Annotated in this window: 19 protein-coding genes and 1 pseudogene; 9 read left to right on the top strand and 11 right to left on the bottom strand. The window is 45.6% G+C overall.

Translation table 11 applies throughout. From position 1 onward, the window contains the following. Positions 1-36: 36 nt before the first annotated feature. Entirely contained in the window at positions 37-453 is a 417-nt protein-coding gene (locus H582_RS0121245) for a GNAT family N-acetyltransferase (RefSeq protein ID WP_028600145.1), read from the bottom strand. A gap of 111 nt (positions 454-564) precedes the next feature. Between H582_RS0121245 and H582_RS0121240 the strand changes: the two genes are divergently transcribed. Together H582_RS0121240 and H582_RS0121235 are read left to right on the top strand one after the other, a co-directional pair. Then, on the top strand, positions 565-1,944 hold the full coding sequence (locus H582_RS0121240) for an aminotransferase-like domain-containing protein (RefSeq protein WP_043111721.1): 1,380 nt from the start codon (positions 565-567) through the stop codon (positions 1,942-1,944). A 24-nt stretch (positions 1,945-1,968) separates the two neighbouring features. Continuing rightward, complete coding sequence (locus H582_RS0121235) at positions 1,969-2,316, top strand: cupin domain-containing protein (RefSeq protein ID WP_028600143.1); 348 nt, start codon at positions 1,969-1,971, stop codon at positions 2,314-2,316. Positions 2,317-2,360: 44 nt separating this feature from the next. Here H582_RS0121235 and H582_RS28865 read toward each other — a convergent pair. The 9 genes and pseudogenes from H582_RS28865 to H582_RS0121190 all read right to left on the bottom strand — a co-directional run bounded on the left by H582_RS28865 (position 2,361) and on the right by H582_RS0121190 (position 16,757). After that, positions 2,361-3,128, bottom strand: a pseudogene (locus H582_RS28865) (YheC/YheD family protein). Between the two features lie 143 nt (positions 3,129-3,271). Beyond that, positions 3,272-4,294 (bottom strand): hypothetical protein, encoded by a 1,023-nt coding sequence (locus H582_RS0121225; RefSeq protein WP_028600142.1) that lies wholly within the window; start codon positions 4,292-4,294, stop codon positions 3,272-3,274. After that, positions 4,291-4,836, bottom strand: a complete 546-nt coding sequence (locus H582_RS0121220; RefSeq protein WP_228551771.1) for an RNA polymerase sigma factor — start codon at positions 4,834-4,836, stop codon at positions 4,291-4,293. The genes H582_RS0121225 and H582_RS0121220 overlap by 4 nt, the downstream gene beginning before the upstream one ends. 624 nt (positions 4,837-5,460) lie before the next feature. Beyond that, positions 5,461-7,035, bottom strand: coding sequence for an ABC-F family ATP-binding cassette domain-containing protein (locus tag H582_RS0121215; protein ID WP_028600140.1), 1,575 nt, complete (start codon positions 7,033-7,035; stop codon positions 5,461-5,463). A 318-nt stretch (positions 7,036-7,353) separates the two neighbouring features. After that, a complete protein-coding gene (locus tag H582_RS31370) occupies positions 7,354-7,839 on the bottom strand; it encodes a type II toxin-antitoxin system PemK/MazF family toxin (protein ID WP_164820122.1) in 486 nt (161 codons plus the stop codon). Positions 7,840-7,908: 69 nt separating this feature from the next. Continuing rightward, entirely contained in the window at positions 7,909-10,962 is a 3,054-nt protein-coding gene (locus H582_RS0121210) for a type III restriction-modification system endonuclease (protein ID WP_028600139.1), read from the bottom strand. Positions 10,963-10,977: 15 nt separating this feature from the next. Continuing rightward, on the bottom strand, positions 10,978-12,828 hold the full coding sequence (locus H582_RS28860; RefSeq protein ID WP_043111720.1) for a site-specific DNA-methyltransferase: 1,851 nt from the start codon (positions 12,826-12,828) through the stop codon (positions 10,978-10,980). Next, a complete protein-coding gene (locus H582_RS28855; RefSeq protein WP_052333511.1) occupies positions 12,821-13,504 on the bottom strand; it encodes a DUF4391 domain-containing protein in 684 nt (227 codons plus the stop codon). Before H582_RS28855 ends, H582_RS28860 begins: the two co-directional genes overlap by 8 nt. After that, positions 13,497-16,757, bottom strand: coding sequence for a helicase-related protein (locus H582_RS0121190; RefSeq protein WP_028600136.1), 3,261 nt, complete (start codon positions 16,755-16,757; stop codon positions 13,497-13,499). Before H582_RS0121190 ends, H582_RS28855 begins: the two co-directional genes overlap by 8 nt. Positions 16,758-17,481: 724 nt before the next feature. On the opposite strand from H582_RS0121190, the gene H582_RS31365 reads away from it, so the two are divergent. From H582_RS31365 to H582_RS0121175, 4 genes are all read left to right on the top strand, one after another. Continuing rightward, complete coding sequence (locus H582_RS31365; protein WP_084137505.1) at positions 17,482-17,706, top strand: hypothetical protein; 225 nt, start codon at positions 17,482-17,484, stop codon at positions 17,704-17,706. Between the two features lie 315 nt (positions 17,707-18,021). Continuing rightward, a complete protein-coding gene (locus H582_RS0121185) occupies positions 18,022-18,201 on the top strand; it encodes a hypothetical protein (RefSeq protein ID WP_028600135.1) in 180 nt (59 codons plus the stop codon). A gap of 111 nt (positions 18,202-18,312) precedes the next feature. After that, on the top strand, positions 18,313-18,927 hold the full coding sequence (radC, locus tag H582_RS0121180) for a RadC family protein (protein WP_028600134.1): 615 nt from the start codon (positions 18,313-18,315) through the stop codon (positions 18,925-18,927). A 153-nt stretch (positions 18,928-19,080) separates the two neighbouring features. Continuing rightward, positions 19,081-19,815: a hypothetical protein gene (locus tag H582_RS0121175; RefSeq protein ID WP_028600133.1), complete on the top strand. Its 735-nt coding sequence runs from the start codon at positions 19,081-19,083 to the stop codon at positions 19,813-19,815. A gap of 223 nt (positions 19,816-20,038) precedes the next feature. Here H582_RS0121175 and H582_RS32190 read toward each other — a convergent pair whose 3' ends face one another. Further along, positions 20,039-21,154 (bottom strand): hypothetical protein, encoded by a 1,116-nt coding sequence (locus H582_RS32190; RefSeq protein ID WP_127464395.1) that lies wholly within the window; start codon positions 21,152-21,154, stop codon positions 20,039-20,041. A 382-nt stretch (positions 21,155-21,536) separates the two neighbouring features. Here H582_RS32190 and H582_RS31355 point away from each other — a divergent pair, with 382 nt between their 5' ends. Genes H582_RS31355 through H582_RS0121160 form a run of 3 tightly spaced genes read left to right on the top strand, consistent with a single transcriptional unit; the run spans position 21,537 to position 24,095 of the window. Continuing rightward, positions 21,537-22,133 carry a helix-turn-helix domain-containing protein gene (locus tag H582_RS31355; RefSeq protein ID WP_205621432.1) on the top strand — a complete coding sequence of 199 codons (597 nt, stop codon included), beginning with the start codon at positions 21,537-21,539 and terminating at the stop codon, positions 22,131-22,133. Then, positions 22,126-23,871: a recombinase family protein gene (locus H582_RS31350; protein WP_084137503.1), complete on the top strand. Its 1,746-nt coding sequence runs from the start codon at positions 22,126-22,128 to the stop codon at positions 23,869-23,871. Before H582_RS31355 ends, H582_RS31350 begins: the two co-directional genes overlap by 8 nt. Before the next feature lie 44 nt (positions 23,872-23,915). Next, a complete protein-coding gene (locus tag H582_RS0121160; RefSeq protein WP_028600130.1) occupies positions 23,916-24,095 on the top strand; it encodes a hypothetical protein in 180 nt (59 codons plus the stop codon). Positions 24,096-24,151: the final 56 nt, after the last annotated feature.

The raw sequence follows: 24,151 nt of genomic DNA, 5'->3' as shown, positions 1-24,151 counted from the left end.
AGCGTTTAAGTAACGGCGAGCGGCTCCTTAATCGGCTTATCGCACCGCGCGGCGGACCATCGTTTCCCTTCGCTCAAAGCCGTATTGCTCATACAATCCATGCGCGTCCCGCGTGCCGAGATGAATCGCCGTGCCGCGAAGGCGAGGATGGCCGATCAGAACCGACATCATCCATTTGCCGAGCCCTTTTCCCCGATGCTCCGGGACGACGATGACATCGCACAGCCAGGCAAAGGTCGCTCCGTCGGTCACGACGCGCATGAACGCGACTTGGACTCCGTCCTCGCCGTAAACCCCGAAGCAAAGCGAGTCCCGCCAGCTGTCCAGGATCGTCTCCTTCGACCTATCCGCAGCCCAGTAGCTGCCCTGCAGCAAGCCGACAACCACGTCCGGCTGCAGCTCCTCGGTACGGTCGCTCATTCGGTAAGGCAGATCGCCCGGAATCCATTCCATCGACAAGTTCCTCCTGTTCAAGATCGAGATGGGTTCAGTATAATGGTTCCAGTTGAAGCCGAATACGGAATTAGGACAGTTCTATACCCATACAGATCGGGGCGGAGGATCATGAAGTATGCGAAGGTAAGGGACGGGCTGAAGCAGCAGATCAACAGCGGAGCGATCAAGCCGGGAGCCAAGCTGCCGTCCATCCGGGAGCTCAGCCTGCAGTGGGCATGCAGCAAGAACACCGTCATCCGGGCCGTCGACGAATTGGAGAAGGAGCATCTGATCTACTCGGTCCCCAAAAGCGGCCACTACGTCCTCGTCCGCTCCTCCCCGTCCGACGATCCGCCGCAAGGACGGATCGATTTTGCCGCGGCCGCTCCCGATCCGGGCCTCATCCCGTACGAGGAGCTGCAGCATGGGCTGAATCGGGCGGTGCAGCTGTACGGCGACCAGCTGTTCGCCTACGGAGATCCGTTTGGATTCCCCTCGCTGCGCGAAGCGCTGTCCCGCCATCTGGCCGCCGCCCAGGTTTTTGCCGGGCCTGAGCGGATCTGCGTCGTCTCCGGCTCCCAGCAGGCTCTGCACTTGCTTGCGTCCATGCCGTTTCCGAACGGGAAATCGACGATATTGGTCGAGCAGCCCTGCTATGCCGGGATGCTGAAGGCGCTGGATCTCCTCGGGGCGACCGCGATCGGAATTCCCCGAACGGAATCCGGCCTTGACCTGGAGGAAGTGGAGCGGCATTTCCGGAGCAATTCTATCCGCTTTTTCTATACGGTTCCCCGCTACCACAACCCGCTCGGCACCAGCCTGTCCCGCCGCGAAAAAGAGGCCCTCGCCGACCTGGCGGACAGGCATGACGTGTACATCGTGGAGGACGACTACCTCGCCGACCTGGAGACGGACCGCAAGTCCGATCCAATCTTCAGCTACGACCGGTCGGGCCGCGTCATCTACATCCGCAGCTTCTCCAAGACGATGCTTCCCGGCCTGCGGCTCGGCGCCGCCGTGCTGCCGGAGGCATTCGTCCCCATGTTCCGAAGGTACAAGTCGATGAGCGACCTGAGCACGGCCGCCCTGTCCCAGGCCGCATTGGAGATCCACCTGGGCAGCGGATTGTTTCAGCGCCACGCCGCCATGGTGAAGGATCGCTATCGCAGCCGGATGATGGCGCTGCAGGAGGCGTGCGGCCGGCACTTGAGCGGCGGCTTCCGGCTAAGCCCGTCCGGAGGCGGCATCTTCGCCTGCCTCGAGCTGCCCGAGCATCCCGGTGCAGAGGAGCTGGCCGCGGCTCTTCGCCAGAAGGACGTGCTCGTCTTCCCCACGACGCCCTGCTACCTGCCCGGCACGGGAAGCTCGAACAGCTGGCGCCTCAGCATCATCCGCACGAACGAACACCAGATCGAGCAGGGCATCCGGCTCATCGGCCAGACGGCGGACGAGCTTGCGAGCCGGGGAAGGCCGACCGGACCGGGCCGATCGGCGATTGCTTGGATCTGACTTCATGCGAAAGGGTGAACGCAAATGAAAACCGGACAGCTTGAAAAGATCAACCTGCTTGAGCTGACGAGAGGCGTGTCGGAATACAAGAACTGGATGGTCAGCGAGGTGAACGACCATGCGCTGCGCATCGCGGTCATGAACGGGCCGTTCCATTGGCATAAGCATGATGAAGGCGATGAGCTGTTCCTCGTGCTGGAGGGAGAGCTCTACATCGACCTGGAGGGAGAGACGGTGAGCCTGAAGCCAGGCGAGTCGTTCACGATTCCGCAAGGCGTCATGCACCGGACCTGGTCCAAGGAGAGGACGGTCAATCTTTGCGTAGAGAAGACGGCTACCGTTACGAGCGGCTTGGATACGCAGCAGGAGTAGGGCCATCCTCTGGAGGATGACCCTATGCTTTGTCTACCTGCTGCTCATTTCGTTCTTTCGTATCCCGCGCCGTAGCGAATGACGGTTCTGTACAGGCTTTTATCGGGCAGCGTCTTCAGCCCGTAAAAGTTTGGACGTGTGTTGACCTCCAGAATCCATAGCCGCCCTTTGCGGTCGAGAGCCACATCCAGACCAAGCTCCTTGAAGCGCCGGCTTTTCCCTTCAAAGCATCGGGCCGTCTTCAGACCCAGCGTCTTCAATCTTCGCAAATAGTCCTCGATTTCCGCCGCCGTGCAGCCTGCCCGGAGCAGCGTCGGCTTTACAAGAGCAAGGCGTCCTCCTTGATGATAATTCGTGACCACTTTATTCTTCAGACCAAGCTTGACGAATATGGCGGTGGCGACCCACTTCCCCCGTTTCGACTTCTGTACCATCGTACGCAAGTCGAACGGCCTGCCGTTCGAGGTTTTCAGGTAGATGCCCTTCTGAAGAAGGTAGCTCCTGCCGCGGGCGGTCTTTTTCAATTCGCGGAATAAATCATCCATCGAACGGACGGCAACCGTTCTCGTCTTGATTTTCAACCGGAACGTTTTCGAAGGGGCCTTCTCGATCCGCGCGATTCAGTTGCCGCCTGTCCCGGTTGTAGGCTTGAAATATACCCGTTCATACCGGCCTGTCATTTGGACAAGCGCGGATCGATCAAAAAGCTTCGTATCCGGAACAAACGGCTTCAAGTCGCGGTTGGACTGCAGCCATTTTGTCTTTATCCATTTATTCTTCAGGGAAATGCTCCCGCTGCCTTTTCCACGCATCCCATTGTCTCCTTTGCATCGCTGCTCAGGATAATGTACATCCCTTCCCGGAGAAAGGTCACGGCAGATGCACCCGTTCCGATGATATAACCTCTGGATTGGCACCATTACGAGGCAATCAGGCTTTCGCCGGCGGGCCTCCGCTAGCCCACCCGGACCAACGAGTCCGGCTCCCCTTGCAGCCGGTACGTCTCTAGCATGCCGCCGGCGGAACGGAGAAGGAACACTCCGCGGCCATCGTCATACTGCACCTCATCGTCGCGCCCAGCCCGCAGCGCATCTCTTATGCTCGTCCATAGTAGCCGGCCGTCCTGCTCCTTGAAGACGTAGATCTGATTCCGCTTGTGCGTCGCGACGATCGCCTCTTCCTTGCCGTCGCCATCCCAGTCGCGTTCATAGCTGGCGGCGTCCAGCCTCATCAAGGAGTAGACTTCTCCGTGCACGTCTTTGCGGAAATACCAGACGCAGGACTCGCCATCCGTCCTGCAAATCGTCTGTTCGATCTTCAGCGCTTCCTGACCGAACAGCCGCGTCATGCTGAACTTCAGATCGTACATATGCCCGGTGCCATAATGGTAAAGCGTATCCGGCTCCGTCGATCCGTCTACTGTGAAGCCGAAGTAGGCTCCGTTGTTCGGGAGAACGTGAGGAGCGGTCGAGCCAGGCTTCAAGGTGTAGCGCAAGGCCGTGCCGAACCCTTCGATCGGCTTTTCCTCAAGCAGCTGAATGTCGCTGAACGGGATCTGATCGATGCGCTCATTGGACTCGTTGCTCAGCGGATTGAACTTGTTGGACAGGCCCGGAAGAATGTCCGGATCCTCCGCGTAGGTCGGCTGCCCCCGTTCCCAGTCTTTCGCCGCCAGCGGCTCGAACGAGACGGGCAAGGGAGCGCTCTCGGGCGAGCCGGAGGCTGGCCCGGAGACGCTGTCGGGCGAGCCGGCCGCCATCTTGGAGGCAGGGTCCGACGGCCAGTGGATCGCTACAAGCAACGCGGCGGCAACGAGCATGGCGCTCCCCAGGAGCTGCTTCCATGGGCGAAGCCTATATCTGGCGTGGCGCCGGTTCACGGCGTCCAGTACGGAACGCTTCATTTCTTCCGAGAAGGTCTCCTCTGCAAAAAGTCCCTGCTTCACCTTGTCCTCCCACTCCATCGAATGCTCGCTCACCGCTCCGCCTCCTTCCACTTTTTGTTGATGATCTTGCGGGCCCGATGCAGCCGCGACTTTACCGTTCCTTCCGATACCCCCATCAACGAAGCTGCTTCCGCCATCGTCAATTCATGCTCCAGCGTCAAGATCAGCGCCTCGCGCAGCTTCGCCGGCAAGCTCAGGATGATGCCTCTTAGCTCCTGCACGGATTGTTCGGCAAAATAGTCCGACTCCGCCGATCGCTCGTTGGCCTGGGGATGGACCCATTCGAACAGCACGATTCGGCGCACATAGCTGGACCTCATTTCGTTGATGGCCAAGTTCCTGGCGATGGCGAACAGCCACGTCTTGAAGGAGGAGTTCCCCCTGAACGAGCCCACATGATGGAAGGCTTTGAGAAAGACCTCCTGCGCGATATCCTTGGCCTGCTCCTGGTTCCGCGTGATGGCGTACGCGTATCTCCGCACATCGTCCCCGTATGTCGTCATCAGACGGCAGAGCTCCGTCTCGCTCATGCTGTCTGTATTTATGAGATATTGAAACTCCATGCGGGACTCCATTTCTTCACCTCCGCTCTATTAGACAAGGGCCGGACATAGATCGTTCCATGGATCGTCGAATTCACATTGCTCTCTGGCAAAACAATAGCAAGCTTTCCTTTCAGGATAATGTACATCCCTTTCCGAAGAAAGGTCTCGGCAGATGCAGCCGTTGGGATGATTTAATCCCTGAATTCGGCGGGGATCGTTTCACTTCAAGACTACAAGTTGTAGATCGTGGATTCCTCATTTGGTTAAGTCTATAGGATAAAAAGGAATTATTAGACTTAGCCTCTTTGCCTACTGAATAGAAGGGAGAAACCTTTATGGGGTTCTCCCTAATGCTTAATATTACAATTAATAAAATCAAAACTTGCCGTTACTCGTAGATTACGTTCTCTGTATCACTCTAATGGCAAAGCGCTGGTGCAATGCGATTCACTCCATCTTCCAATGGCAGCTGTGGATGCGCAAAGACCCCGAATGGAGCCGAGGTAGTTGGCTTCATTCGAGGTCTTTGCTGTTTTTCGAGATTTTGGGTGTCTCCATTTGCTTATGGGACAGCCCTTTCTTGGTAGATGCTCACCTTCAATGTTCAACTGCGAAGTATGCTCATCCCTTGGTCACGGATTTGTCCATTCTCCTCTACAACCTCTGCTCCGTCACTCCCGCTGCCGGATCGAAGGTCAGCATTTTCGTCCCGATCTTATCGATGAAGAAGCGATCATGGCTTACCGTAATGACGGCCCCGGGAAAATGGATCAGAGCCTGCTCCATGACCTGAATGCTCATGAGATCCAGATGGTTGGTTGGCTCGTCCAAGACGATAACCGCCGCACCCGATAGCAAACACTTGGCAAGCGCCACTCGAGCCTTCTGTCCGCCGGACAGATTGCCGATCGCTTTGCTCAGATCCGCCTCCGAGAATTGCAGCATGGCTAGGAATTTGGCCACCTTTTTGCGAGGGGCATCCAGTCCCAATCCATACGTATTCACCGCGTGGCTGACGGTATCCTTAGGGTCAAGCTCCTCCCACATTCGGTTGAAGTAGGCGTAGCTGACGCCCTTCTCCCAGATGACCTCTCCTGACTCCGGCTTCTCCGTCCCCGTGAGCACCTTGATGAGCGTGGACTTCCCGCTTCCGTTCGGTCCGGTGATGACCAGGCGATCCTCCTTCTGAATATCGAAGCTGACGTTCTCGAAGATCTGCCTGCCTTCGTAGGTCTGCCCGATCTTCTTCACTTCGCATAGCTTGTCCGGGAAGCGCAGTTTCTCGTAGATATCGGTAATCAGCACGTTGACGGGATGCGGCTCGATCCGCTTCTTGTTGTCCGCCAGCTTGCGCGAAAGACGATCCTTGGAAGCCGCTTTCCTGCTCGCGCGGTTGTCGATCTCCTCGGACTCCAGGAGCAGCAGCTGTTCCTCCCATTCGAACTGGCGGTCCAGCTCCTTCTTGCGCATCTTCTTCTTGCGGACGTATTCGGTGTAGTTGCCTTCGTATTGCTGAAAATGGTAATTTTCAATCTCGATGGTACGCGTGACGACCTTGTCGATGAATTGCCGATCATGCGACACCAGAATCATGGCTCCCTTGAACCGGTACAACCACTGCTCCAGCCATGTAATGCCTTCTATATCCAAATAATTGGTAGGCTCGTCGAGCAGAACGACATCGGGCAGCTCAATGAGCATCTTGGCGAGCGCCGCGCGGTTGCGCCATCCCCCCGACAGCTCATCGATCGGCTGATTGCGGGATCGGTCATTGAATCCTAGCTTCGTGAGCACGGTGTTGATCTCGATCGACACGTTCCAGCCGTCGAGATGATCCATTTGCTCGAACAGCTCTGCCTGCCTCGCCAGCAGCTCCTCCGTTTCGTTATCGTCTGGAGACATGCCCAGCTTCTCTCCGACCTCTTGCAGCTCTCGTTCGATACATGCAACCTGCTCGAAGCACATTTCCAGTTCTTGTTGAACGGACAGGCTTCCGCTTAATTCCGAGAATTGCGAGAAATATCCGATTTTCACCTTAGGATCGATCTCTACTCTGCCGGACGTCGGCTCTTCCTTGCCCATAATGAGCTTGAATACCGTAGACTTGCCTGCACCGTTCCGTCCGATCAGGCCGATACGTTCCCCTTGCATGACCCTAAAATAGATATCGCGAAAAATCACGGAGTCCTCATACTTCTTCGTGACGTTCTCCAACCGTATGACGCTCATGGCTCTCACCCTCCTGGTTCCAACACTCTAGAGGGATTATACCATCCTGGTCTTATGCTGTGATAAGGCTCACCGTATCTATTGATAGGGTAAACTAAAACCTTTACCAACATGAAACAGGAGCCCTAACAACTTGGGCTCCTTGATCATTTTAGCACGCAGATAAACTGCGGGATCAATGTGTTTTTATTATATGCAAGCAATAAAAAAATATGACAAAAGAGCAGTCACAAGGACTGCCCTTTTGGGATCAAATTCTTCAACGTGATAAATCACGGGTTCAATGTAACCCTATTATGACAAAGTGGTTTCAGCTTGTCAAGAGACACTTGTTCTTGTTGTTAAAAGTTTTTTCACAGCTTCATCGATCTTGGATACGTCCTTATCACTTAAAGATGCAACTCGACCTTTTCTACGTAATGGGCCAGTAATGCGTCTCAAACTTATTGTTCGAATTTGTTCAACTAGAGCAGTGTTATTAAAGTGTTCCAAGTCTACATGAAAAAAATAATCGTCAGCCAGTCTCTGAGTTGTCAACGGAACAACAATTGCAATTGGCGATTCACGTGAAGTCCAGAGGAAAGCAACCGGCCTGTGTTTATTCTCCTCGCTGCCAATATTCTCTCCATATTCAGCCCAATATATTCCCTTCCTGAATATTGGAAAACCAAACTTCTCAGTATCTTCACCAAATCCAAGCCCTGCTTTCTTTACAGCCCAAGTTAAAAAATTCGCCACTTTTTCTTCATCTTTACCTTCAAGGATATCATTCAATTGCTTTACTAATTCTTCAGTACTGGCCAACAGCTTCACCGTCCATTACTATGAATAAATAGAACCATCAACAGGTAAAATGATTATATCAAAATTGTATTATCCTTTCACGATTTCCATCAACTTCTCGTAGCTATTAACCACATCGTACTTCAGTTGATCAGAGTTCAGCTTAGCAAAATGCCTCCTTGCACATTCAATCTTTGCCTTCTCGACTTCACGCAGCTCCATCGAATCCAGAGAGCCTTTCGTCTCGGCAATAAAGTAAATGTGCTTGACGCCGCCTTCTTTAAAAACAATCGCCCAGTCCGGGTTGTAATCACCAACTGGAGTCGGGATGTAGAAGCCACGCGGCAGCTTAGCGTAAATGTGTACTTCATTGCTCGTATCCAGCTCTTTCGCAAAAGCCCGCTCGATCTTGGAATCCGTCACCACATAGTCGTAAATGTGCTTCTCAACCGCTATCGCGTTTTGTCCAAGCTGGCCCTTCAGCGTGTTCTTCGTGAACACGTCGGTATCGAACGTATCATTGATCAAATCATACGTAATGGATTCAATGATCGTCGTCGCCTTCTGCTCATTGATCAGTCTGGACGCCCGAAGTATAAACTCCTCGGGATTCTTCTGGAATAGCATAAACTTCGCTTGCTTGATACCTTTCATAATGGCCACAATCGTTTTTCTGGTGAGCTTCGTTTCATCCATCAGTTTGCCGATCAAGTCGTATTTGATCTTCGACGCCACAGCTTGATGAACATAATCCGCGTCCGTCTCTCGAATTTTGAACGCTTCTCCCTGCTTCAATTGTTCACGGGATTCGATCTCATTCATTTCCCCATGCTTGATGGAATAACGGATAGAAGGAACGTCCAAGCTCATATCAATCGCCATGATGCTCTTCCGCACCAATTCTTCCGAGTCGAACTGAACCGTGTAAACCGATCTCTTATTGATCCGGCTCCAGAATTCCTTGAATTCTTTCTTATGGAAGTTGCTATTTACCGTGATATTCGGAACTGTATTTTTCCGGTCATCGTTCGTCATATCCGACTTGCCTTCAACATAGATCGTTTTAACCAGTTCAATAAGCTGCTCTTGATGTGCGTTCAGCTCGTCGGGCAGTTTAATGGTTTGTTCTTCTACTGCTGTAAAATAGACATCCGTCAGATTGTAGTCATCGTCGGTATAGCCGTTACGAATGAACGCATTTTGTAGCTTGGTTGCAAGTCTCTCATCGATCTTCAATTGTTCGCCGCGGGCATTAACAAGGACTTTCTCCAAGAAGAAGCCACTGTCCGCCTTGCGTGGGCGATCCGACAATGTCGCCGCAATCTCGCCCTGAAGTTGCTTGGCAAATTGCTCATAGGATTCACTTGCGACAACGGTTAGTGCATTGATCTCGTGAACGTCAATGCCTGGAATACTGGAATCGATCCGTTCACCATTCTTGTTCACGCAGAGTCGCAATCCACGCCCAACTTCCTGCCGCTTCTTGATCGTAGAATCACTGTGCTTGAGCGTGCAAATCTGGAATACGTTCGGGTTATCCCAGCCTTCCTTCAACGCCGAGTGAGAGAAAATAAAACGCGTTGGTTCCTCAAAGCTGAGAAGTTGCTCCTTCTGTCGCATAATCAGGTCGTATGCATCCGCATCATCGGAGTCGGTTTCTCTGGCAGACACTTTGGAATCAACGAACCGATTGCTCTTTTTGTCAATGGAGAAGTACCCTTTATGCGTATCCTTTACGCGAATGGTATTCAAGTATTGAACATATGGGTCATCCGCGAACAATGACAGTTGTTCGTTCAGGAGTTCCATGTACTCTTCTTCAAAGATATCTGCATAATCGCCGTTCCGTTCGTTGCCATCTTTATCGTATTGTCGATACTTAGCAACTTCGTCGATGAAGAAGAGTGAGAGTACTTTAATTCCTTTATGAAACAGCACCCGCTCCTTCTCGAAGTGAGATTTCAGCGTCTCCCGAATCTGGATTCGCCGGAAATGAAGCTCGCTGACATCACCTTGCACATCTCCGGCGAACAGCGTGACTCCATTAATAAAGCTGATGCTGTTATTCTGACCGTTAATCTCGGATACCTTGTAACCTTTATACTGCTCCAAATTCTCGGATAATTGATAGAGGTCATCGCCTGTGACGATCTTCTTGGATACTTTGGTTAATCCGGTTTTTGTTCGTTTTTCATACTCAAGTCTAGCTACGGGAGCATGCTTGTCGCTGACATCAATGCCTTCGAGGTACACGTAACTGTTCGTTCCACTTGATCCTTTGACTGAGATGCCTTTCACGCTAATTTTCTTAACCAGTTTCATGTTGTAGGCATCCAGAGCATCAAGGCGATAGACTTTGTTGTAGTCTTCCCGATGAGTTGCCGAATATCGCAGTGTAAACAACGCTTTGAAATCCTTCAATGCCTCTTTCGTCTTCTGACCTTCGACGGATTGTGGCTCATCGATGATGAGTATGGGATTCGTGCTTGCGATTACATCGATTGGCTTACGGGATGCAAAATCATCCAGCTCCATCGTAATTCTTCTTGCATCCTTACCTCTCGCATTAAACGCCTGAGCGTTAATAATCATCACGTTAATGCCAGCGTCACTTGCGAACTTCTCGATATGATGCAGTTGCTTGGAATTATAAACGAAGTAACGTGCCTTCGATCCATACTCCGCCATGAAGTGGTCTTCGGTAATCTGAAACGTCTTCAGAACACCTTCACGGATCGCAATCGACGGAACAACGATGATGAATTTGCTCCAACCGTACTTTTTGTACAATTCAAACATCGTCCGAATATACGTATAGGTTTTACCCGTACCAGTTTCCATTTCAACCGTCAGATTGTACTTGCCCTCAAGCCGCTCCGATAATTTCAGCCCATTCTGGCGTTGTACCGCTTGAATATTGCTCAGAACTTCATGATCGACTAGCTTGATAGGATTGTTCTTGAACCCATATTCCGAATCATTACCGCTTGTTTGTTGAAAGAGATCGCCGACTTCCACACTCTTTTGTCGCCGACCTTTATCAAGCGTGAAGCGAGAGGATTCGTTGGGCTGCCCTTGAAATACGTCAACAATGCTCTTTACTGCATCCAATTGGAACTGCTGGTGTTTGAATTTAATCTTCATCGCTGCTCACCTTCCTTACAGCACTTGAATTTCAGTGCTTGGGGAGAGTAGCTTGAACAGTTCTTCAACATTGATGCGAGCCGAATCATCCCGGAAGGAGCTGTCACGGAATACAACGCGAAGAGGTTGATCCTCTGCGATCTTCTTGATAACCGACTCGGACACCTCGTCATCAAAGCAAGCGATTAAGGAATTGCCTGCAACGTAGTGGACGGTCTTGCCTTCGATTTCTTTGGATTCCATCGGCAATGAAAGCTCTAGTCCACACTCCAGCATCACTTGGATGAGTAAGTCCTCGCCAGTACGATCTTCTTTTATGTTCGACGCCATATCATCCAGATTCATCTGGCCTAGCTTGTCAGGCGTGTAATAGACATCTTTCATGTTGCTGGAGTCTACTCGATATACGCGGAAGCCGTAATCGATTTCTGCTCCAGTTTCTTCTTTGATCTTCTTGGCAGCACGGCGGATGCGTTCTTTTCCGATTTCGCAGATATTCTTATATCCTGCCTTGTAGGTTGGAGAGTCCTTATCAATATCGACAGGAAGTTGAACCATGATATACTTTCGGCTTTTTCCATCAATTGCGTTTGTTTGCATAACAGAATCTGCCGTGGTTCCTGACCCAGAGAAAAAGTCCATCACTAAATCACCGTTGTTTGTAAGGGTTGTGAGAAAGATATTGAGAATTTCTTTAGGCTTTACAGTATCAAATCCGTGGTTGTTTCCTAGTATGTTGTTTAAGTAAGTTTTTCCAGACTCAGAACTACCCGTTTTTTCTTCGGACAAAAAAGTATATAACGGATCATGCTCAGCTTCTTCTTCATTTTGATAGTACTTTCTAAATGGTACTCCATTCTTAAACTCAATGTATCCGTTGTTGAATAAGTCTTGGATAAAGTCTTCTCCTCCCTGCCAACGTTGGCCTTCGGGAGGTACATACCCATTTATCTCAAACCTCATTGTTGCTCTTTCGTTGCCACCTCTATTTGATTTTAATATTGTTGTTAATCTATATTTACCTTTTGAATCTTCATGAGGATATGACCGTTCTTCTCCAGAATATGTTGGCATGAATTGTACTTTATCAGAATTCTTGGAGTACATTAATATATACTCTGAACATCGTTGTGGTTTAAATTTTGCTTCTCCAACATTTATAGGCTTTCTTCTTGACTTCCAGACAAAGGTTGCAAGAAAGTTGTTAACACCAAAAATCTCGTCAGTAATCCCTCTTAAATTATGAGATTCATTATCATCGATACTAATTAAAATAACCCCGTCGTCCCTCAGTAAATTTCTTGCTATTTTTAGCCTAGCATACATCATCGTTAACCAATCACTATGGAATCTACCATTTGATTCAGTGTTCTGAAATAGTCTACTACCATTCTCATCTATCTGACCGGATTCGTCTAAATATTCCTCATTTGTTTCACTAAAGTTATCTTTATAAAGAAAATCCTTCCCTGTATTGTACGGAGGATCAATATAAATCATCTTAACTTTATTCAGATATGACTCCTGTAGTATTTTCAATACTTCGAGGTTGTCACCTTCAATATACAAATTTTGAGTTTTTTCCCAGTTTAGACTATCTTTTATTACTGGTCTTAGTGTCTTGTCTATAGGTCTATTACCTTCGAGAATTGCTTCTTTCTTACCCGGCCATGTCAATTGATAACGTTCCTTTTCACCCTCAACCAAGACATCGGATAGTTCCTGCTTCAGAAGATCAAAATCGATGTTTCGTTGTATGTTCCCTTGCCCATCCATCGCTTCTGTAACAACACTAGGAAATATAGCGGCGATTTTATCGATATTTTCCTGCGTAAGATCTTTTGATTTCATCGTCAACTTATTCATAACTATCATTTACCTCCGTATCAAGTTTTAACATCCGTTTCAATTCTTTCCGTTTCCGTTGCAGTGTCATATTCAGATCGACTTTTCTGTTAAATTGCTTCTCAGTGCGAATTTTAGCTTCTAGCCGCTGGCATTCTTGTGTTAACTTTTCGATTTGAGATTGACGCTCTAAGACGTCAACGAGATCCATCTCTGGTTTTGCTTTAACTGTCAGTAGTTTACGTATGATATTCTCGTAGACGGCCTTTAGATCAAGTCCTAGGATAATTTCAAATTGCAGTTCATCTTTAGGCTGCCAATTCGATTCATGATATGAACGAACGACCGATCGATTTTCGTTTGCCTGATTCCGTTCCTTATAAGCAATAGCCAGCTTTACCCGATCTTCATACATCAGAACGTGTAAAATCGGATAGGGAATTGACTTGTCTATACTTCGGAGTAGGTCCAGGGAATAGGATTCCTCCTTCAAATGAAGCTCAAACACCTGTAGTTCTTCAATCTCGTCTTTGGGTTCTAATCGAATCGTCTCTTTGGACAACTTATGCTTCCAGACAATCGAATCCACTTGGTGTGTAAATAAATCCTTCAGTTGATGATTTGCTTGTAGCTTCTCGTAAAATTTGACTTTTGGGATTTTACGGTTCACCAATGTGCTTGTCGGCAGCTTAAACATAAGCATTCTCCTGCCGAATGACAACGAAGGTAATCAGTTCGAAGTCCTCCAAACCTTTGATAGAATCTAGTAATGCTGAAGTACCTCCTGAGCTGAATAGACTATCGAGGTCGCTTTCTTCCTTGACTTGTACAATGGATCGGATCGTCTCTTCGAGTAACATAGAGTAGTTACCCATCTTTCTGCCGTCTTTCGTTTCAAGATTAAAGTCACGGCATGCTTCCATTATCGGCTCGGATTGTCCTCTGCAAAGTGATCTCAGGATATCTAAAGTCTTCTTCACATCCATGTGATTCGTAATGACTTCGCCATCATCGCCCATATAAACTAAATAAAAAGGATGAAGCCTGTTCTGTTGATTTGGATTGAGTTCATCGTTGATGTTACGTAAAACAAAGATGACGCCGGGTTTTACTCCTTTGTCTACATCTGCGGACACAACAGTGTGCAACCCGCTCGGAACGGTATCTAGCTCATCATTCTCTTTAACATAATTCACAAGATCCATTCGGAAGTCATTAAGTCCTAAGTCAGTTATAGACACGCCTGTATCCATATCATCGAGGTCGACTACTTCCTTCTGTAAACGATTCAGTTGTTGCTTTCGATACTCCAAATCACTGGATTGGTTAAAGAGAACATTGTCATCACCAGTCGCTGTCATATCCATAATCACCATTCGATTTTCTACACGTTGCTTCAGTTGAATATATTCATCGAGCGTCATATTCGGCCAAAAATTGACTAGCTGAATCGCTTTATTTTTCGAACCAATCCGGTCAATTCGTCCGAAACGCTGAATAATCCGAACTGGATTCCAATGGATATCGTAGTTGATGAGATAATCACTATCCTGCAAGTTCTGCCCTTCAGAAATACAGTCTGACGCAATAAGGAGATCAATCGTACCTTTTACATCAGGCATTGTTAAATGCTTCTCTTTAGAGCGAGGCGAAAAGCAGGTCAGTAGGGTGTGAATGTCATTCCGTAAGCCAGCTGTGTTTTTATTTTCATCACTGCCGACAATCTTTGCGGTATGGATATGGTATTTCTCTCTCATATATTCACTTAAATGCGTGTATAGGTACGCTGCTGTATCTGTAAATGCACTAAAAATAATAACCTTACGATTTTCCGGATTGATTGGGTGCTGAATCTTATAATCGATAACCTGCTTCAACGTATTCAACTTCTCATCATGCTCCGGCGTTACTTTCTGCATTTCTTCGAACAGACCAAACAAAATGTCCCTATCATGGGTAAGGTCCTCTTTCCAGCGAAGCACGTCCATATCAGATAAGTTAATTTTTATCGTACTGCCTATGCTGAAGTCGTCATCTAACCAATCATCATTGTCTAAATTCGTATCCTCATAATCTGTATATCCTACAGAGTCTGATTTTCCATTATTCTCATAGGCTTCAATCTGTTCAAGTGTTTGATTGAGTTTGGATATTATCTTAGACAGTGTTAAACGGAATGATTCCACAGAACTTTCCAAACGCTTCAATAAGTTTACCCTCATTAACAATTGTAAACTACCTTCACGATCCATCTGTTTGAAGCTCCCACTTCCACCTCTTACTCTTGTATCATAAATCTCTTCATAGAAACGTAATCTACTAGGCTGAATGTACTTGAACGGAGCATAGATCCCTAGGTTGATTCTAGACAATTCCGTGAATATCTCATTGTAGCCAACCACATCACTTCGATCCGTTATGTTGCAGAACTTTGATATGGGTTGCAGTCGCTTTGGGAATTCTCCAATTTCCTCAGAGTTGTAATATTTTTGAATATGTTTACGTGAACGTGCAATTGTAAGACTATCCAGCAATTCAAAGAAATCGAAATCAAGCATGTCTAGTAATGTTTCAGTCGTTCGCTTCGATGCATCTAGCTTAGACCATTGGTTAAAAGCAGATTGAGCTCGCTTAAAGATATCGTTAATTCCTCGATCCGTACCAAGCTTCTTGTTAATTTCGTCAGCATTTCCTTCGTAGGCCAATGCCAGTTGATTGCGTAGATCCATAAACTTGTTATTTACTGGTGTAGCCGATAACATTAACACTTTTGTTTTAACGCCGCTTTTTATTACTTTCCGCATAAGCATCTGGTAACGGTTTTCCTTATCCTTTTTTGCTTCATTGTTGCGGAAGTTGTGAGATTCATCAATGACAAGAAGATCATAGTTACCCCAATTTAGACGGTCTAAAGGGATATCATTGGATTTACCTCTGTCACGTGAAATATCTGTGTGGTAAAGGACATCGTATCTCAATCGGTCGGCATACAGGATGTTGTTTGTCACATTCTGCTTATAGGTCAGCCAGTTGTCTCCTAACTTCTTCGGACAAAGTACTAACACTGACTTATTACGGAGTTCATAATATTTGATTATGCCTAAAGCACTGAATGTTTTCCCCAAACCAACACTGTCTGCAAGAATACATCCATTGTATTTCTCCAGCTTATTGATAGCACCTAGCACTGCATCTTTCTGAAAATGATATAGTCGGTTCCAGATGACAGTGTCTTTGAACCCCGTTGCTTCGTTTGGTAGTATATCTTCGGTTATGTCTGAAAGAAACTCGTTAAAGATGTTGTACAAAATAACGTAGTATACGAATTCGTGTGAGTTCTCTTTATAAACAGAAGAGATGTGATCTGCTACTTGTTGAGTCACGTCTTCCAGTTTACTTTTATCGTTCCATACCTGATCGAACAGATCAAAATACATTTTAGTAAACGGAGCTTCGGTAAACTTGTTCACCATTTTGGATAAGGCATTGCCCTTCTCGTAACCAAGATCAACGGTTGTAAAGCCATCAACGGGCATATAGGTGACTTCTCCATTATCTGAATGCATATTGAGCATCCCCTGCATTGATCCAGATGTACGGTTCGATTTGAACGTGACCTTTTTCCGAATCCAGTCGCTACATTCTTTGGCGATTGCTTTTAGAGTCATCTCGTTCTTGAGGCGGATTTCGAATTCTGTGCCGTACAAGCTCCTTTCCCGGTTGAGCTTTGGGATATAGAACTCACGCTTTTCTTTTTTTATGCTATCAGCAACAAAGGTGGGGGAAGTAAAAATAAACCTCACTTCCTCAACCTGATTTAATTCCTTTATTAATGCTTCATACGCATAGACAGAAAAACAGGAAGCCGCAATCGACAACTTCGTTCCTTTACGTAGCGTATGCTTCAGATCATCTCCAAGAAGTTGGTCGATGTTATTGATGATTTCCATAGATACACCCCTTGTTAAAGCCGACTGTTACGTTATTAGCAATCTATCTCCTTTTCGACATCGATCATCCAATATCCTTGTACCTGATAGTATTTTCATCCTAGTGCTAGATACACCGCCTACCGGCGTCTTGTTGGGCAGAAAGAAATGGTATGTCGTACCATTAGTTGTACGCTGTACCAATTAGAAAATCTTCAAAGAATTCGATTATGGTTTTCATTTGAAGCAATATTGTTCTTTTTCGTTATGTACCAGTGGAAATGCCCATTATTCCCAAGTAAAAGAAAATAGGGGGTACAGTATAAATAAATAATCTGGGCAGTCTTCTTAATAAGCGATTAATAATCAGTTTTGTAACATTGAACTTATAATAAAATGTGTGCCACCACTTCAGAAACTATTAAAATCCATAGAATGTACGCCGCAAGTATTGAAGTCCTAGCTTCCCCTATTTGGGTAAGAAATTCATATATTTTTTTCCGGTACCACACTGCTTTTTTAACACGAGGGGGGCCTACCGTTTCATGCCGCACCCGGTTGCATAAAGACTGCTATCTGCTGTTATTCAGCGGACAGCAGTTTTTTAGTTTAGCCATCTTTTATGACAGCGAGGACTCGGAACGTAAGAAATAAGAAAACAAAACATGGGAGGAATACAAGGTTATTTGACTTTACAGAGAAAATTGCCGGAGTGCGAGTACGGCACTGAAGGAGGTGAAAACGCATGGGTGTAAAACGTGAATTGCCTGAGGATTTAGCAACGACTTTGAGGCAACTCGTAATGAACGGAAGTATCCGTATTGCGGGTACACTGTTGCATTCATATTGCCGCCGCTCTTATCAGGTAGATGATGAGACAGCCGCTCGATGGATGCAGATTTACTTCTATCGGGAATTCCCAAATCAGCTCCAAACGCATCTGAAACGAACAGCATCAAAAGTAAAATGATGATCTGTGAGGGATGTGAACTGAGGTGAACTATGAAGCATTCAAGAAAAACAGTCAAAAGGAATATCTCGGGTTCTGCAAACAGAAAGGATTCATCTACAGTGTTAAAGTTGACAAAGAAAAATATTCAATTATCGCACTGCAGGATGCAAAGATCACAGTTCTAATCACTTATTCCGTTAAAGCATCGCTTGTTCGTAGTTAAGTGATGACGCTAATCGTCGGAAACAAATGAATAATGAGATTTACTGCTGTAGCCACTGTTGGTAATTCGACTTGAAGGCTATTTTTATGGACGCGAAAGGAGGTGACAGCGTGGGGAGATTGCGTGAATTGCTGATGATGAAGAATCGGCTTGCAGAGATCATGCAAATGATGGATCGTGAAGCCAGCTTCAATACCGAAGAAGGCAGAGCATACTGCCAACTACTCGTCAAAGTTACACTGGTTCAGATTGAGATTGACCAACTCAAAAAAGAAAAAGCCGCCCGATAACGGAGCGACTAAGAAAAAACTCTTGTACTTATCTTACCGAATTTTATCACATCACGCAATAGGAGAGGCCACCGTGGCTTCTCCTTTTTGCATTATACGGAGGAATTTTATATGAATGTATATAGCTTACCGTCAATCAAAACTCTTTTTACCGAAGTATTGGCAGAGAGGGAAGGCTCCTACGTTGTTAATGAAATCTTTGCACGCTTCCCATCACTAGTTGATCTGATGAATGTAACTGAGCAGGAGCTCACCGAGATTAAGGGCATCGGACGAGTGCGAGCCCGCCAAATCATTGCAGTACTACAATTAGCTCGAAAATTGAATGAACCTCTTCACAGTTCCCCTTGTATCATTCGATCGCCAAAAGATGCTGCCGATCTTCTTTTGCCGCATCTACACTATCTGCAACAGGAACATTTTGTTGTCATCTTTCTCAATACGAAGAATCATGTAATCGGGCAGCCGGAGACAATCTCCATCGGCACTCTAAATGCTGCAATCGTCCACCCTCGAGAATTGTTCCGGGCTGCCGTCAAACGCTCAGCGGCGTCCATTATCGCTTGTCATAATCATCCCAGCGGCGTAGTTGATCCTTCACCGGAAGATTTGCAGTTGACCAAGAGGCTTGTTGAAGTTGGTGAGATCATCGGAATTGAAGTACTGGATCACATTATTATCGGCGATAATCGGTTTTTAAGCTTGAAAGAGCAAGGATTGATGTAACGATTCAAACCAGGATCCCTTTGTTCTAAATTATGAAGCTGGATATGCAAAGGCGATTGTCTGTATTAAGGCGTTGCCTTGCTATCCCTCGTATCCTCGGCCGACCGCGACGTCTGCCCTATACAATACATTCTGAAAGGATTGATCCGGAAAATGCAAAAGCATCAACTGCCTGTTATCATTGAAGTCAACGAGGTACAATTGGTGAATATGAAACCTACTTCTACCCGACATACATCCATCAGTAAAGAAGTCATTGAACTGAAAGCGACTGACAGCGAACACAATTATGTAATCGTCATCAGTAACCACAAATATGACTCAATGCAATTCTTTTGGTTGAAATGGTTTGAACGGCTAACCGGATGGAAGATCAGGTTTTTCGAATCATTCATGAGTGGCACTCCCAACCTTTTGGTCGACAATGTTCGAAGGATATCATACATCCACCGAGACCTTCTACGCTTACGAATCACGCAGTTTATGACATTGATAAGGCAGATTGCCGATGCACTTATTAACGGCACGTCTGCGGCCATACAGAGGCTTCAAGAGAGTATCGGGAAGTTGTCTTTCGATTTTCCGCTTGCTTCGTATCATCAGTCCGTTTCTGTCAAGCAAACTACAACTGGGCTACAGTTACCCGCATCATTCAAGCTGTCTGCCGAGGATTACTATGTAGATCTTATTTCGTATGGCAATGAGCTTTTACTTCGTACTACAAATTACAATTTGTTAGCGTCGGTTGATACTCTCCTCCCTCTGACTGCTATCGAAGTTATGGTAAGGTTTGATGGCATTCATTTAGAGATACAATTGCCCATTGAGCTACGAGAGGCTTTGGTCGACATCGAATCCATCCATTTTGTCATAAAGAAATTAAATTGAAACATGGTTCGGCGTCGTTCTTTCAATGATGGTGACAAATTACTCATCATCAAATTGAATTATGTCGTTATATCATCACACTGCTTCTGATTAGAACCTACGCAAAGGATTGCCACTCTTTGCAATCCGTCGCACGCCGCAACAAGCTGCTGAACATGAGCGAATGGAGACGCCTCGTCAAGGCTATAATGAACTCGTAAACACCCGGCCTTGACAGGCTTCTTCAACACAGTTCCACAATTCTATTAGCATCGAGCAACGTCCCATAGAATATGCCTTGTAAGTTACTGCCTCCAGTCAATATTCGAGGTTTGTGTGGTTCATTAGGTATGCACGCATAAGCTGGAACTAGCTCCATATGGTATTGATTAGTGAATCTACTAGATGCTCCAATGCTTTGTTTTCTCATTAATAATCTCATCATCTCATCCAACCATATTTTTAGTACCAAATTTGGTGAGGTATTAATCCACTCAACCAAGTCCTTTAGAAATGCTTTTTTCAAGTCAAAGCAGGGCTTGAGGAATGCAGCATGTCTCTTAAAGGCTTTCTTCTCAGTTTTTGATAGCAATATATATGCCTTCATCAACATGCCTTCTTGATCTATCAGCCTTCTTAACTTCGATCTATGATGAAGCTTATTAATATTTGCAATCGTTACGTTATCAAATGCATCATCGCGACTTTTGAATAAAAAGGTAGTAACTAAAGGCCTGTCCACTTTGCTGTATTTTACAGTTCTCTCAATACGGACAAGTCTTAAATTCTTCATACGTAACTGTTTTGCTTTATTATACACTTTCACTTGCTCGCCTTTACTTGTACCTATGTAATAGGTTTGGTTTTTCTTAAGAAAGTCATTGAAAGTACGTTTGTGGGCGACGTATATCCTTTTAGCAACATCAGTCGTCGAATATTGATCAATATCGACTTTCTCATCAAACCTCATTACCTGAGCATCATGATAATTCCCTCCAATAAACTCGATTAGAGCAAGTAACTGTGACGGCGTAATCTGTTGTACATTCGGGTTTATTTTTATGCTTGTGTAAGGTGCTTTGTTAAAGAGTGGTAATGGGTCCCACTGCACAATAAATAATCGATGCTTCAATAAGTGCTTATATACCCGCCGTTTGCCTATCACATTGTAATCATCGTATTCGGCTGAGGAAACAAGATTAAGGAATGTCGGCGACGGTGGTCTGTCTATGCAAAATGTTATCCCGTCATAAGGACAGTGAAAACTGCGATTCAGGCTAATACTCTTTTCCAAGTTTGAGAAGAATATGTTGGAATTCAACTGGAGATTTACCTGCACACCTAAATATCTTTTGAACATGTTAATCACCTCTTTATAAAACTCGATCTAAACCCTCGCCATACAAGGCATTAGGTCACTTTCCTTGTCTCACTTTAGTGATTGTCATACGGAGCATTACTGCTATCAGCTTTCCTTTTCTGAACTCCTTCTACTAAGTTGGCCAGTTTTTTAACAAACTGATCTTTCTGGTCATTCTTTTGTTGGTAATAATCACTGTAGTTTATATTGCAATCCTCAATTACCAGCCAGCATTGATCATTTAATAAATCGTTCGACATAATCATCACCTCTATTTTGTAAATCAAAATATTTACTTAACCAATATAACTCAAATAATATATTAGATTTTGTTGTAAAGTCAAGTATTAACATATATAATAGTTATTGAGGTGATAAACAAATGAACATTTCAGAAATGATACAACAGCGACGCAAACAATTAGGGCTTAGCTTAAGGGAATTATCAGAACGCACCGGAGTTTCTCATACTTACATACGTGATGTTGAGAACGGCAAATATGCCCCTTCATTCGAAAATGCACTAAATCTCAGCAAGGAACTTGATCTGGATTTGAAACAAATGATCATAGAGACCTATCAATCGCAGTTAAGACAAACTCTTCTCCAGCTGATTGAAACGTGCCACAAATTTGAATTATCCATTCCTTACGATCAATGGGTTAAATCAAATTTACCAATCCAGCCGTTAAATCAAGAAAGCACTAAAATACATGATGCTGCCTTTGAGATAGCAACCTTGTTGTATCAGGAAAGCCGTAAGCATGTGCTTGAAGAAAAGCTGTCACTACTGAAAACAATTGCAGGAAATGCTCATGAAAAAATTATTTATGACACACTCCCGGACATTATCGAAACCATTTCAGTTTCTAGCAAGGCTCAAGGAATACCGAATACAAGAAAAGAAATATCAGCATTCCTTGAGGGGTTGAATAATAAATTTGAAAATCTGGGAAAAGGAGTTGATTCAGATGAGTAAAACCGCAGCCATTTATGCACGTGTGAGCACAGAGGAACAAGTAAGAGAAGGATTCAGTATACAGGCTCAGCTAGGTGAACTTGAACGGTATGCAGAGGCCAACAACATAGAAATCGTCGCGAGGTATATTGATGAAGGTGCGAGCGGCAAAAGCATAGCTGGTCGTCCGTATATGAGACGACTGCTTAAAGACGCACAGGAAAAGAAGTTCAATACCGTTATGGTTTATAAAATTGACCGTCTTGCCAGAAAACTGAAGGATGCATTAGAAATAAGTGATACGCTCGAACAACATAATGTTAAGCTTATCAGTTTGAATGAAAACTTCGATACATCGACTGCGTTTGGAAAAACGGCATTTCAAATGCTTTGTTCCTTTGCCGAACTGGAAAGAAACACAATCGTGGATCGCGTTAAGATGGGAATGATGCAGAGAGCAAAAGAAGGCAAATATAATGGCGGACTTGTACTCGGCTATGACAGCGTAGATAAACACCTTGTCATCAATAATGAGGAAGCTTTGCTGGTAAGGAAAATATTTGATTACGCTGAGCAAGATATGGGGCTTAAAGCGATAACTCGTCGGCTAAATGAAATGAGCTACAAAACCAAGCAAGGAAAATCATTCTCTACTCTCTCTGTTAAAACAATATTAAATAATCCAATGTACATCGGAAAAATACGTTTCAATCAACTGGAGAACTGGTCTGAAAAAAGACGCAGCGGTAAAAACCCTGATTATATTCTGGTTGACGGCGTTCACGAGCCAATTATTAGTGATGTTCAATGGGAGAATGTACAACGTATTATTCGCAAACGCTCATACAAGCCCGTACGTTCAGAAACGCCCTTTATCCTCTCCGGTATTATTAAATGTCCGCAATGCGGTGCTGGAATGGTTGCTGGTCGTTCTAAAGGAGCAGGAGGAAAATCATATCGGTATTATATCTGTGGACAGTTTCACAACAAGGGAAAAGCCATCTGCAGTTCTCATTCCATTCGGGCAGATATGGCTGAACAACACATCATCGACGAATTATCCCGTATTGTAAACGAACCTTACATACTCAAAAAACTACTTAAAAAAATCAATCAAAATAGAGCATCGGCAGACCAACCGATTCAGGAAGAACGTAAACTTATTCAAAGTCAGTTATCCAAGTTGGAATCGAACAAAAACAAGATCATGGATAATATGATGATCGACCCTGAGCTTGTTCAGATCTTTAAGCCAAAGCTGCTTGAAATTCAACAAGAACAAAAGACTCTTCAAGACCGACTGGAAGGCTTAAATGAACAGCTGTCCATCCATGATACCCATCCGATTGATTATGACTCACTGGAGAAGCTCTTGAGCGATTTCCATACAACACTAACTATGGCCGACCCAGATGAACAGAAATCGTTATATAGGCTTATTATCAAAGAAATTCTCATCACTAAAGAAGCACCCAGAGGCATCGGCAGACGAATCAAACGTATTAACCTTCACTTTGATTTCACTATTGAGTCGTTGCACGACACCTCATATGAGCTTCTCCACAAAGTATACGCAGATCACGTAGAACCGCTTCAACCATGGATGCTTGATTCCATGAAGAAAACTGCAGAAAATGGATATAGGGACTTGATGGAGTCCCTTAATATTTTACCATTAGCGATGATACGGTTCACCGTATCATTTATAGAGCGAAATCTTCTGACGTTCGTTCGTTGCCATGTACCAACCAGTTATTGAATGATATTATAAAGAAATATGACACTGTTCAGGAGGTAATCTGATTGGAGAACTTTATGAAAGCACTGGATGAAGCCATCCATGCATGGTCTCAACTGGGTGAGCAATGGGAGAAGATCGAAGCCGATTTTAGTGATAAGATTTCCGAAGGGTATCCTTTTGACAAGGATTTTCGAGAGATACTCTTTGATTTGATGGAATGGAGAGAAACCATCAACAAGTAAAAAATCCGCACCCAAAAGAGGCTGAATGAATTTTCAGCCTCTCTTCTGTTTCGCCA

Source organism: Paenibacillus pasadenensis DSM 19293 (assembly GCF_000422485.1).
Classification (GTDB): Bacteria; Bacillota; Bacilli; order Paenibacillales; family Paenibacillaceae; genus Paenibacillus_O; species Paenibacillus_O pasadenensis.
This window is presented reverse-complemented; position numbering and strand designations above follow the sequence as displayed.

Excerpts from the sequence above, each read along its gene's own strand:
- H582_RS32190 (WP_127464395.1), bottom strand. The coding sequence starts at position 21,154 with ATGTTCAAAAGATATTTAGGTGTGCAGGTAAATCTCCAGTTGAATTCC.
- H582_RS0121190 (WP_028600136.1), bottom strand. The coding sequence starts at position 16,757 with ATGGAAATCATCAATAACATCGACCAACTTCTTGGAGATGATCTGAAG.
- H582_RS0121210 (WP_028600139.1), bottom strand. The coding sequence starts at position 10,962 with ATGAAGATTAAATTCAAACACCAGCAGTTCCAATTGGATGCAGTAAAG.
- radC (WP_028600134.1), top strand. The coding sequence starts at position 18,313 with ATGAATGTATATAGCTTACCGTCAATCAAAACTCTTTTTACCGAAGTA.
- H582_RS28855 (WP_052333511.1), bottom strand. The coding sequence starts at position 13,504 with ATGTTTAAGCTGCCGACAAGCACATTGGTGAACCGTAAAATCCCAAAA.
- H582_RS0121245 (WP_028600145.1), bottom strand. The coding sequence starts at position 453 with ATGGAATGGATTCCGGGCGATCTGCCTTACCGAATGAGCGACCGTACC.
- H582_RS0121235 (WP_028600143.1), top strand. The coding sequence starts at position 1,969 with ATGAAAACCGGACAGCTTGAAAAGATCAACCTGCTTGAGCTGACGAGA.
- H582_RS0121215 (WP_028600140.1), bottom strand. The coding sequence starts at position 7,035 with ATGAGCGTCATACGGTTGGAGAACGTCACGAAGAAGTATGAGGACTCC.
- H582_RS31355 (WP_205621432.1), top strand. The coding sequence starts at position 21,537 with ATGAACATTTCAGAAATGATACAACAGCGACGCAAACAATTAGGGCTT.
- H582_RS0121240 (WP_043111721.1), top strand. The coding sequence starts at position 565 with ATGAAGTATGCGAAGGTAAGGGACGGGCTGAAGCAGCAGATCAACAGC.
- H582_RS31350 (WP_084137503.1), top strand. The coding sequence starts at position 22,126 with ATGAGTAAAACCGCAGCCATTTATGCACGTGTGAGCACAGAGGAACAA.
- H582_RS28860 (WP_043111720.1), bottom strand. The coding sequence starts at position 12,828 with ATGAATAAGTTGACGATGAAATCAAAAGATCTTACGCAGGAAAATATC.
- H582_RS31365 (WP_084137505.1), top strand. The coding sequence starts at position 17,482 with ATGGGTGTAAAACGTGAATTGCCTGAGGATTTAGCAACGACTTTGAGG.
- H582_RS0121220 (WP_228551771.1), bottom strand. The coding sequence starts at position 4,836 with ATGGAGTCCCGCATGGAGTTTCAATATCTCATAAATACAGACAGCATG.
- H582_RS0121175 (WP_028600133.1), top strand. The coding sequence starts at position 19,081 with ATGCAAAAGCATCAACTGCCTGTTATCATTGAAGTCAACGAGGTACAA.